Here is a 577-nt window from a genome sequence, read left to right on the forward strand (position 1 = left end):
TTGTTGCAGTTGGTTGATCAGGTTGCCCACACCGCCTTGCTGTTTCACCAAATCCATCGCCATATCGGTCAGAGAACCTTGTGCGCCGTTTTCGCTGTTGCCACCCAACATTTGGGTAGCCGCATTCAAAAGATTGTCCATGAGTGCCATGACTTTTTCCTTGTATTTGTGTCTAAAAAAGAGAACGGAGTGTAGCAAAATTTGCACTGAAAAAAATCAGACTTAACCAAACTAAACCTCTTTTATCTCAAAGCCGTAATAAAACCAAGGCCGTCTGAAATCAAGTTTCAGACGGCCTCTATAACGAACCATGTGCTATTCTTCGCGGCCATTGAAATACTCGGCCGCTCCGCCTTCAAAAAAGCCTTGCAAAATCGCCTGCGCCGCTACTTGGTCAAGCACGGATTTTTGTTTTCGGCCAAACACTTGGGCTTCAGCAAGCAGGCTTTCCGCGTATAGGGAAGACATCCTTTCGTCCACCCAATAAACCGGCAAATTAAAACGTCCGTGCAAACGGCGGCCAAACTTGCGGCTCAAACGGGTCAGCTCATGCTCCGTGCCATCGGTATGCGTCGGC

Annotated in this window: 1 protein-coding gene and 1 pseudogene; both read right to left on the reverse strand. The window is 48.2% G+C overall.

The window, feature by feature from the left end:
• A pseudogene (locus tag ACTHUM_RS17930) lies at positions 1–150 on the reverse strand (YidB family protein); the annotation flags it as partial.
• 165 nt (positions 151–315) lie between these two features.
• Positions 316–577 (reverse strand): Holliday junction resolvase RuvX (gene ruvX, locus ACTHUM_RS17935; protein WP_440403681.1); only part of this gene is annotated, 262 nt, incomplete at its 5' end.

The organism is Neisseria sp. P0021.S006 (assembly GCF_051956895.1).